This window comes from Qipengyuania nanhaisediminis, assembly GCF_900115585.1.
In the GTDB taxonomy this organism is placed as follows: domain Bacteria; phylum Pseudomonadota; class Alphaproteobacteria; order Sphingomonadales; family Sphingomonadaceae; genus Qipengyuania; species Qipengyuania nanhaisediminis.
The window spans coordinates 755,441-765,180 of the sequence record NZ_FOWZ01000001.1; the positions used below are offsets into that span (position 1 = coordinate 755,441).

General features: G+C 59.8%; 9 protein-coding genes. 2 read left to right on the forward strand and 7 right to left on the reverse strand.

Annotation, left to right across the window (positions count from 1 at the left end):
* Positions 1-7: 7 nt before the first annotated feature.
* The 7 genes from BM173_RS03870 to BM173_RS03900 all read right to left on the reverse strand — a co-directional run bounded on the left by BM173_RS03870 (position 8) and on the right by BM173_RS03900 (position 5,704).
* Positions 8-616 carry a TadE/TadG family type IV pilus assembly protein gene (locus tag BM173_RS03870; protein WP_090477445.1) on the reverse strand — a complete coding sequence of 203 codons (609 nt, stop codon included), beginning with the start codon at positions 614-616 and terminating at the stop codon, positions 8-10.
* Positions 613-1,107 carry a TadE/TadG family type IV pilus assembly protein gene (locus BM173_RS03875; RefSeq protein ID WP_090477447.1) on the reverse strand — a complete coding sequence of 165 codons (495 nt, stop codon included), beginning with the start codon at positions 1,105-1,107 and terminating at the stop codon, positions 613-615. The genes BM173_RS03870 and BM173_RS03875 overlap by 4 nt, the downstream gene beginning before the upstream one ends.
* Entirely contained in the window at positions 1,104-2,783 is a 1,680-nt protein-coding gene (locus BM173_RS03880; protein ID WP_090477449.1) for a TadE/TadG family type IV pilus assembly protein, read from the reverse strand. Before BM173_RS03880 ends, BM173_RS03875 begins: the two co-directional genes overlap by 4 nt.
* Before the next feature lie 15 nt (positions 2,784-2,798).
* Complete coding sequence (locus tag BM173_RS03885; RefSeq protein WP_143089557.1) at positions 2,799-3,080, reverse strand: hypothetical protein; 282 nt, start codon at positions 3,078-3,080, stop codon at positions 2,799-2,801.
* On the reverse strand, positions 3,064-4,530 hold the full coding sequence (locus BM173_RS03890) for a type II and III secretion system protein family protein (RefSeq protein WP_245755744.1): 1,467 nt from the start codon (positions 4,528-4,530) through the stop codon (positions 3,064-3,066). The genes BM173_RS03885 and BM173_RS03890 overlap by 17 nt, the downstream gene beginning before the upstream one ends.
* Complete coding sequence (gene cpaB / locus BM173_RS03895) at positions 4,520-5,443, reverse strand: Flp pilus assembly protein CpaB (protein WP_090477455.1); 924 nt, start codon at positions 5,441-5,443, stop codon at positions 4,520-4,522. Before cpaB ends, BM173_RS03890 begins: the two co-directional genes overlap by 11 nt.
* Before the next feature lie 72 nt (positions 5,444-5,515).
* On the reverse strand, positions 5,516-5,704 hold the full coding sequence (locus tag BM173_RS03900) for a Flp family type IVb pilin (protein ID WP_090477458.1): 189 nt from the start codon (positions 5,702-5,704) through the stop codon (positions 5,516-5,518).
* A gap of 368 nt (positions 5,705-6,072) precedes the next feature.
* Here BM173_RS03900 and BM173_RS03905 point away from each other — a divergent pair, with 368 nt between their 5' ends.
* On the forward strand, positions 6,073-6,915 hold the full coding sequence (locus BM173_RS03905; RefSeq protein WP_143089558.1) for a DUF2569 family protein: 843 nt from the start codon (positions 6,073-6,075) through the stop codon (positions 6,913-6,915).
* 382 nt (positions 6,916-7,297) lie between these two features.
* Positions 7,298-9,740: beta strand repeat-containing protein (locus BM173_RS14530; protein WP_177201793.1), on the forward strand; the 2,443-nt coding region annotated here is incomplete at its 3' end.

Genomic DNA, 9,740 nt, shown 5'->3' on the forward strand with positions numbered 1-9,740 from the left:
GGCGCTCTCAATTCGAATAGCTGCCAGCGCTGTCTTCGGCGGTCAGCGAATAAGCGAACTCAGGCAACGCGATAGTACCCGTAAACAGGCTATAAATCGGTGTGTGCTGCATATTGATGAGCTTCACCGTGACGATTGGCGCGACATCGGGGCCGTTGGGGTCTCCCGAGAAACCGAGGCCTGACCAGTCGTACTCAATCCGCACGTTGCTGGCCTGGATTTCGGATTTTATCTCCTGCATTCGATTTACGATGCTCGTGAATGCAGAGGAGTTAGCGGTAGTTGGAAAACTGCAACTGCCTTTACATGTGCATCCACTACTGGTGCATGTCAGGCCTGGAAATGACGACTGCGGGACGATTGTGCCCTGTTCGATGCCGCCGCTCGTGGCGAAGCTGTAGCTCGCCAATCCAGACGGTACCATTTCTGTTGCGACGGCCCACCGAGCGCCGATCTGCACAGCCTTTTCGGCACGGTTTATCTGCCAAGCATAATAGCCGACATCGAAAATTCCGAGAAGAAATAGGATCAAGACCGGAAGTACGAGAGCGAATTCCGCCGCAGAGCCGCGTGTGTCCTTAATGAACGTCGAGAATTGGGATGTGAAACGCATCATATGCCGTTCACCACTGCTTGAGCCGACGCAAAGACCTGAGTGCTGCTGTCAATAAGGCCAAGGCTCTCGAAAAGCGAAGGGTAACCTGCAGCGGCGCTCACCGTAACAATGGGAGCGCCGCCGCTGTTACCCTTGAAGATACCGGAGGTCGCGTAGCCTGCGTTGCAGGTGTAGCTGACGTTGATCAGGTTCGCGTCCCAGTTTGAAATACGCGGCGTCCCACCAGTGAGAACACCGGTGCGTGTGACATTTTTGATTTCGCTGATTGCAGTTGCGCTGGCAGCGCCCCCGCAAGGGAAATCGGCGAATGGACGACGTCCGGCATAGCGAGCCCCTTCGCGAACAGCTTGGACTACCTTCTGTTCGGTGTAAAAATAGTGGCCCGCCTCAAAGCCCACGAACATCATCGCCAGCAAAAGCGGCAGCATCAGCGCCATTTCAGACGCGGCAGCCCCATCCTGCCGATGGCAAAAGGCACGGCAGTCGGTCATTCGATCAGATAAGGAACATCCTTGCGGATTTCCTGACCCTGCGTGCCGCCGCCCCCAACGGTGGTGGCGCCGATAACTTCAACGTAGACATCGCTGTTGTTCGTGTAGCGCGTTCCATCGGGTGCGAGGCGGCGTGCGGTCGGTTCGACGAGGAACACGTCGACGAACTTCCCGATATCAGCGTCTGTCGTGCTAGCCGAAACTGGACCACCATTGTCTGCTGTCGAGCAATTGATCACGGCGATGCTCAGCACGCGCCGGTCCGGAGTGGTGCCGGGAGCTATGCCAGGCGCCTGGCACAACGGTGAACCCTGGTGTTCATAATCGATGGTCTTGATCGGCGGACTGGTGCGAGTGTGCTGAAAAGTTTTTCTAGCCAGCATCGTCGCGGCGTTCTCGTACTCGTAACGGAACTGCTGATACCGTGTGGGGGTGGTTCGTCCCGCAAGCTCGGGATAGCCGTAGGACGACCAGGTCGTCGGCATACTGCCAAGCCCGTTGGTCACGTAATAAGCATTTCGATCCCAGTTGCCGTCACCGATGCGCGAATTGCCGTTCCCCGTGCAGTTGCCCGCAAGACTGGTCGCGTGGCATTTGTCGCGCGGATAGCCCATGGGCTGGGTGTTGCTGGGATCTATATTGTTCACCGCGTCGACCGCGCGGTAGGGTCGGGGACCGACTTCCCAGCCTCCGGGGCCAATGGAGCACGAGCCGCTGCTGCCACCGGGCGGAACCTCCCGAACCAGGTCGATGCGGCTGTTGGCGGAGGGCGGGCACAAGCCGTTGTCCGCATCGCATACATTATTGAGACCGTTGGCGTAGATTCCGAAGCGCACATTAAGGGCATCTAGTACGCTAACCTGCTGACCTGGCTTCACATCTGCACCGTCGATGGAGACGCAATCGCCGGGCAGCGACGATCGACCAAGCGTCCGCGCCGTTGCGACCGCACCATTCCCGGCGCCGGTTTCGAGATAACCGAAAACGCCTGGGCCATAACTACCGGGATCTTCGTCGACACTCTCGCCAGCGCCGTTCTGACCATTCACATTCGCAACGAGCCGGATGCCCTTGCCGACATAATTGGCGATGTTGAAATCCGGATCTGTGGTCTCGTTCGGATTACACATCATGACTGGCGGCACCTTGCATAGCGCAGACCCTAGGCCGGCAACGGCCAGTGCGAGCCCGTCCGCACCGTCGGCACCAGCCGCCGCGACGAGCGAATAGGTGACTTCGCGTCCGTCAATTGTTACTTCCACGAAATCGGCATCTGCGTCACCGGTTGCGAGCGTAAAGGTGCCCGGATCGGTGTAGGCAGAGAAGAACCTGATATTAGCGAAAGCGCTGCACTGATTGTTGGCTACTGCGATCGTCGTATCAACATCGATCGCGTCATTGCCGTCGGCAAGAATGGTCTGGTTCTGGACAAGACCGATCGCGGCGTTTCCTGCGCGTGCGCAAGCTCCGGCTTTCCCGTCCAACTGGGTGGCCGCTGCCAAAGCCGCCTGGTCGGCCGCATTCTGAAGTTCGGAATCCATCCCGGCCATGCGGGCATAGTCGAAACCGAGCCCAGCCATGGCAACGAGTGGGATAATGGCTAGCGCATAGGTCGCGGCGACTGCGCCGCGCTCTTCCTTACGGAACCTGTTTATGAGGTTTTTTGCGCTAACCATTGTTTCATGTCCGGTCTATTCCGGCGATGCAGTCGTGGAGACCTCGTCGGGCTCCTTGACCGCATCGTCGTAATAACGATCGATGGCAGCGACCGCGTTCTGGGCAGTCGTCGGCGGGATCGCGGTTTCGTATACAGGATTGGGATCGATAACCTGGGCGGCCATCGTGCGACGATTTGCTTCGCCCCAGCTGGTGTCCGCCATGAAGTCGTTTCCGCTACCGGTCGCGCAGCCTGCCGTGGCGATAACGCCTGCGGTCAGCAGCACGGTGCGAAGAGCCTTAGTATTCGTAGCCATCGGCTGCCTCCTGCGCGTTGGTTTCTGTGCCCTGCTGCGTATTGGCCGGAGTATCGCCGGCGATCGGCGGCAGGTCGTTGGTGCGATGTGCATTGCCGTTCAGAAGTACATCGGCCTGAATCGGGTCCTTGACCCTGTCTGTCGGCAACTGAACCTGCTCGGGCCGGATCGGCGCGACCAGGCGCGGCGTCACGATGATCAGCAGTTCGGTCTCGCCCTTCTGGAAGCTGGTCGAGCGGAACAGCGATCCGATCAGCGGGATCGAGCCGAGCAGCGGAACCTGATTGACTGTCGTCTGGAAATCGCGCTGCAGCAACCCGGCAATGGCAAAACTTTCGCCATCGCGCAGTTCCAGCACCGTGCTGGCACGCCGAGTCTGGAGGCCCGGAATGCGAATGCCGTTGAGCGTGATCGACGCGCTCTGGTCGATCGAACTGACCTCCGGCTCGACGATCAGGTTGATGACTTTGTTCGACAACACAGTCGGAGTGAAGCCAAGCCCGACGCCGAAGGATTTGAATTCGACGGTGATGCCTGCCTGTCCGCCGCCGACACCGCCGCTTTGGACAACCGGTACGGGGAATTCGCCACCGGCAAGGAACGATGCCTGCTGCCCCGAAAGGGCGACGAGAGTAGGCTCGGCAAGCGTCTTGGCGAGACCTTTCTCTTCCAGCGCATCAAGCGCGACATCCACATCGAGACCGAGAATATCGGTAAAGCTGCGGGTGATAACGCCGAAAGCGTTAGTGACTTCAGAGACCTGCAGGTCGCCATTGCCGAAATTGCTGGACCCACCGCCAGGCGTAAGCTGGGAACCGGGGCCGGTAACACCTGAAACCCTATCGCCGTTGAAGAACGTTCGGACGCCAAGGTCCTTGCCGATGCTGCGGGATACTTCGGCGAAACGGACTTCCAGCATCACCTGCTGGCTGCCGCCCAGGGTCATGAGGTTCACGACCTTGTCTTCGCCTGCATAGGCGGAGGCTAGCTGGACCGCGCGGTCGGCAACGCCAGCATCGCTTACGGTGCCAGAGAGAACGATAGCGTCACCGGTCATGCGCGCGTCGACAGTTTCGCCGGGCATGAGGTCGGCCATCTGTTCACGCAGGCTCAGCACGTCGGGACCGACGGCGATGTCCATAACCGCAATGACGCGATTCGAACGATCGTAAAGCGTCAGCGACGTCGTGCCGATTTCCTTGCCGAGCACGTAAACCGAGCGGTCGGATACGGGCAGGATGTCTGCGATCGTGTCGTTTCCGATCATCGCACGGTCGATCGGCACGTCAGCCGTTACGACCTGGCTCTTGTTGACCGGGATTTCCACCGTACCGGCATGCATGGATTCGCTGGCATAACCCGATTGGGCGATGGCTGCGTGGGGAACGGTGGCCGCCCCGAGCGCGGTTGCGAAGGCGAGAGCCGAAAGGGCTGAGTGCTTAATTGCCACGGAGCGTCTCCACGGAATAGGTTTCAGCATTGGTGCCACGCACCACGCTCATGGTCGGACCGCGCGAACGGGCCGGTGCGCGTGCCTGCCTGGGCGCAGAAGTCGCGCCGCGGGAAGGCGGAGAATAGGACGGAGCCGCCAGAACAGGCGCCGGAGCACCGGAGCTGCGGTTGATGTAGCGCCCACCGCCGCCAAGATCGTTTGCCACGACCGTTTCCGTCGCGCCGACTTCCTGGTTTTCAACGTTGCGCAGTGCCAGGCTGAGGTTGCCGACTTCGCGGGCGAGCGTCAGCTTCTGCGCGCCGAACATGTCCACCTGCAGAGTTGCGGTGGCGGTGACTACCGGCTCGGTCGCATTCTCGTCTGCAACCTGGTCCATGCCGAGAACCAGTACGTTCTCGAGGACGACCGTGGTCATCTTGTCCTGCTGTTGCTGGTTCTGGCCAGGGATCATGCGGGTCAACATGACGTCGACCACATCGCCCGGGCGAACGAAACCGCCGACACCGGCAACCGCATTAACGGGGATGGAGACTGCCCGCATATCTTCGGGCAGGTTGGATGCCAGGCTCGCGCGGCCATTGTCGCCGCTGACCTTGGTGGCAAGGATGGGTTCGCCAGGCACGATCGGACGAAGCGCGACGCGCCCGCCCATCATGGCCTGTTCGAGAGAAGTGAAGGCCCCGTCCGGAACGGATTCTGCGGGCCAGTTTGCAAGCCGGACCGTGGTGTCGGTCAACGGCTGGCCGAAACTCATGGGCTGGGTGGCGACCACGATGCGGGCGAGCTGCTGCTCTTCGGCTATCGCTTCCTGCCGTTCTTCCATTCCGGTAAAATAGGCATTCGCCAGGTACACGGCCAACAGGCCGAGAAATACGGCGATACCCGCAATGAGCAGATTCCTGCCACGCATGATCTTTACCCCCCCGAGTTGACAAACGAGAAAAGGTCCCGCCGACTGTGCCGGCGGGACCTTAATTATTGCTTAGACCGACGGAGCGGTGTTCTGCGAGTTCGCATTAGCAACATTCAACTTCGCGTTGTTGATCGCGGTGACGATTTCGCCGCGAAGCGCGATGGTTGCCGTAGCGATCACGGCGCCGACGATAGCGAGGATCAGAGCGTATTCAGCTGCCGATGCACCGGCTTCTTCAGTGATGTAGTTCTTGAACATAGTATTACCCCAAGTCTTGAAGACATCCGCCAGGAGAGACGATCTGTCATTTCATACACAGGACCTCCGGCATCTATTTCCGGATTGGCCCGCCCGAGGGGGGTAACGTGTTGGAACCGGCGCGACCTGTTTTGGTTATGTAACCGGATGCACCGGCTCGTTTCACGCTGGCTCCCTCGGAGCACAATTAAGTTCACTCAAACGCTGCTTACGGTCAACTTCGGTGCAACGCTTTTATAATTTGTCTACTTTTTAGTAACTTAAATTGGGCAAAAGTAAAGATCGTAGGTTAACAAAAGCTAGAAGTGATGCATTTTTACCCGAATGCCGCGTGCGCCGCACGATTGTGATTCGGCTAGGAGATTGAAATGATTCGGAACTTCCTGGGGGTGGTGACTCAGGAAGGGGTTCGATCCCCAGGGCCGATCGCTATCGCTGTCAGGGCCTATGCCGGAAAGCTCGCGCTCAGGAGTGTGGCAATAACCCGCTGGATCGAGGCGCATCTCACCCACCTGGCCGTTGCATGGGTGAGCGTCATGGCGCTGCTTTCGGTTGCAAAGCTGGTCAAGGCGGGGAGGCTTGGGGCAACCATGGACTGGCTTGCCCTTGCCGCAGTTCCCTACCTCGCGATCATCATTGCGCCGCTGATCGGCTTCCTACTGGCCCGCGCTGCCTTTCAGTCGATCGACGATGCACCGGGTGTCCGGCTCGCCCTGTTCGGGCGCTGGAGGAGTCTGCGTCTCAAGGAGGCGCATAGCCACCCGCTTTATGGGACGACCGGCTTCCTGACCTCGCTTCTCGTCGGGCTGTTGTTCGGCATCGTGATGCGGACAGGTGAGTTCTTCATGATCCAGCCCGCGCTTCTCGCGCACGCGCCCGCGTGGAGTCATATCCTTTATCTCGCGATGGCGACCGAGCTCGCGATGATGAACTTCTTCTACATGGTCTGCTTTGTCCTGGCACTCCGCCGCGTGCCCCTCTTTCCAAAGATGCTCGCCTATGTCTGGATCCTCGACATTCTCGCGCAGGTTGCGATCGCGGGATCCCTTTCAGGCGTGGGTCTGCCGGTCGAAGTGGCCGAGCCCCTGGGCACCCTGCTCATGGCCAATATGAACACGGTCATGGTCAGCATCTTCATCTGGATGCCCTATCTGCTCCTCTCGGACCGTGTGAACGTTACCTTCCGGCAAAGGGTCTCTGCGAGCGCCTGAGCCGCACCGAATTGTTGTCTTCTCGTCCCAAAACCGGACAGTGACAATGTATCGCGAAAAATCAGTGTTTTAGTGGCGATTTTCGCCTGAAATTTGCTTGATTCGGGTGATTTGAGGGCGACGCCAAGTAGTTAACAACATTGAAAGATCGCCCCCAAACTGTTTCACATAATGCAACGACACGTCTCTCCGGCAACTCGATTCGCCGAGTGGAGATGAAAAGTCGGGCCGCGAAAATTGCTGGACGGGCCTGTGCCCGTATCTTGCTCGAAACGATCTTTGGGGGGTGGTCTCCCAGTCTTTCGCGGCTCGCATCATGTTCGGCAATTCTCGCGTTACGGAGGGGATTTCGCTCCTCCATCCGGCTGAGAAGAGGACCGAGATGATGGACAGTTTCGAGCAGAATGGCGAATTCGCCGACGCACAGGACAGCCAGGACATGGACACCGGCAACAGCCAGTCCTCGGCCGCGGCCACTCGTGCCAATGCGGACATCGTCCTCGTTCCCAATGAAGACGGTGTCGTCTTCCTTCCCGACGGGGCGTCGCTCGAAAACCTGACTTCCTCAGGCCGCGACCTCGTAATCGTTCTCGACGACGGAACGCGCATCGTCATTCCCGAAGGCGCGATCATCGTGCCCCAGATCGTGGTCGACGGTGTCACCGTTCCTGCGGCCAACCTCGCAGCCCTGCTGACCGGCAACGAGCCGCAGCCCGCTGCCGGTGATCCGCAGAGCTCGGGCGGCAACTTCGAAGTCGATCCGGGCAATATCCAGGCCGCCTACGATATCGGCGACCTGCTTCCCTATACGCAGCTCCAGTTCCCCGAACCCGAAGAACGCGAGATCATTCCGTACCTGGTCGACCAGGATCCGGACATTGTGGTCGAAACGCCGGACAATCCGGCAGGCGTCATCAACGCGATCGCGACGGTCGACGAATCGGGCCTGCCGGCCCGCACTGTCGACGGGACCGACGAGAGCGAAGGCACCCAGGACGAGACCAACCTCGAAACATCGACCGGGACGATCGTGTTCAATTCGCCCGACGGCGTTGCGTCGGTGGCCATCAACGGCGTTGCGATCACCGAAGTCGGCCAGACCTTCGTCGGTGACAAGGGCATCCTTACGATCACGAGCATCGACATCGAAGGTGGCGAGATCGGATTTTCTTTCACGCTGACGGACAACCTTGTCGGCGAAACCGTCGACGGCTCGTTCTCGATGACGGTCACCGACACCGATGGCGACAGCGCCACCGCGACGCTCCAGATCAATGTGATCGATGATGCGCCGATTGCACGCGATGACAGCAACGACGTGCCGGGCGGTTCGCACGACACGATCTTCGGCAATGTCACCGACAACGACGAATCCGGCGCCGACGGTTATGCCGAAGCCGGTGCGGTCACGAGCTTCGCCAATGGCGGCGGATCGGCAGCCCCCGGCGACACCCTTGTCGGCACTTATGGTGAACTTACGCTCAATGCCGACGGCAGCTATTCCTATGATCGCTTCGTCAACACTCCCGGCGGTGTCAGCGAGGAATTCACCTATACGATCACCGATGCGGACGGCAGCACCAGCACCGCGACGCTGACGATCATTATCGGCGATGCGCCGAACGTGATCACCAACGTTCCCGAAGGCGATGACGCGACAGTGGTCGAAGAGGGCCAGCTCCCGCCGACGACCGATACCCGCGACGACGAACCCGAAGGCTCGAATTTCGACGGCGATGATGAGACCGCGACCGGCACGATCACTTTCACTTCGCCCGACGGCGTCGACACGATCACCATCGGCGGCACCGTCATCGATCCGGACAACCTGCCGCAGGTCGTTGTGTCGGACGATACCGGCACGCTTACCGTTACCGGCTACACCTATGACCCGGAAACCGGCGTCGGCACGATCACCTATGATTACGAGCTGACCGACAATACTGGCGATACCGACGGCACGACCGTCACTTTCCCGATCGTCATTACCGATCTCGACGGCGACCAGGCCGAAGACGATCTGAACATCACGATCGTCGACGACGTTCCGGAGGCGATCGACGACACCGCCTCGCAGGCTGGCGAAAACGCTTCGATTTCGATCGATGTCCTGGCCAACGATACTGTCGGCGCAGACGGCGTGGACCTTGCGACCGGCGTTAAAGCCGTAGACGGATCGCTCAGCGGTACAGGCAGCCTCGCCTACAATGACGACGGCAGCTTCACCTACACCCCGGGTGCAGGTGAGACCGGAACCGTCACCTTCCAGTATACCATTACCGATGGCGACGGTGATGTCTCGACCGCCACCGTAACGCTGACCCTTTCGCCCGATTCCACTCCGGAGATTGCGGTCGAAGGCGACAATGACGTCGACGAGGCCGCCCTGGGCGCTCGCGATGGCGAACCTGCCGGTTCGAACTCGGCAAGCGACGGGGAAATCGCAACCGGTGTCATCTCGATCACGACCGACGGCGATACCGTAGCTTCGCTCGTCATCAACGGCGTCAATGTGACCGGTGGCGGACAGGTTGCGACCGACAGCGGCGTACTGACGATCACCGAAAGCAATGGCGCCTACAGCTACAGCTTCGAACTGCTCGACAATACGCTCTCCGATCCGGACAGCGAGAGCTTCTCTCTCACCGTTACCGACAGCGACGGCGACACGGCTTCGACCACGCTGGTCATCGCCATCATCGACGATGCCCCAAGTGCAGAGAACGACAGCAATGCGATTGCTGCGGGCGAATACGGCCCGGTTGGCGGCAATGTTCTTGCCAACGACACCGTCGGCGCGGACGATGCGGTTGTCACGTCCTTCA

Coding starts and splice junctions, on each gene's coding strand:
- BM173_RS03905 (WP_143089558.1), top strand. CDS start 6,073: ATGATTCGGAACTTCCTGGGGGTGGTGACTCAGGAAGGGGTTCGATCC.
- BM173_RS03875 (WP_090477447.1), bottom strand. CDS start 1,107: ATGACCGACTGCCGTGCCTTTTGCCATCGGCAGGATGGGGCTGCCGCG.
- BM173_RS03900 (WP_090477458.1), bottom strand. CDS start 5,704: ATGTTCAAGAACTACATCACTGAAGAAGCCGGTGCATCGGCAGCTGAA.
- BM173_RS03870 (WP_090477445.1), bottom strand. CDS start 616: ATGATGCGTTTCACATCCCAATTCTCGACGTTCATTAAGGACACACGC.
- BM173_RS03880 (WP_090477449.1), bottom strand. CDS start 2,783: ATGGTTAGCGCAAAAAACCTCATAAACAGGTTCCGTAAGGAAGAGCGC.
- BM173_RS03885 (WP_143089557.1), bottom strand. CDS start 3,080: ATGGCTACGAATACTAAGGCTCTTCGCACCGTGCTGCTGACCGCAGGC.
- cpaB (WP_090477455.1), bottom strand. CDS start 5,443: ATGCGTGGCAGGAATCTGCTCATTGCGGGTATCGCCGTATTTCTCGGC.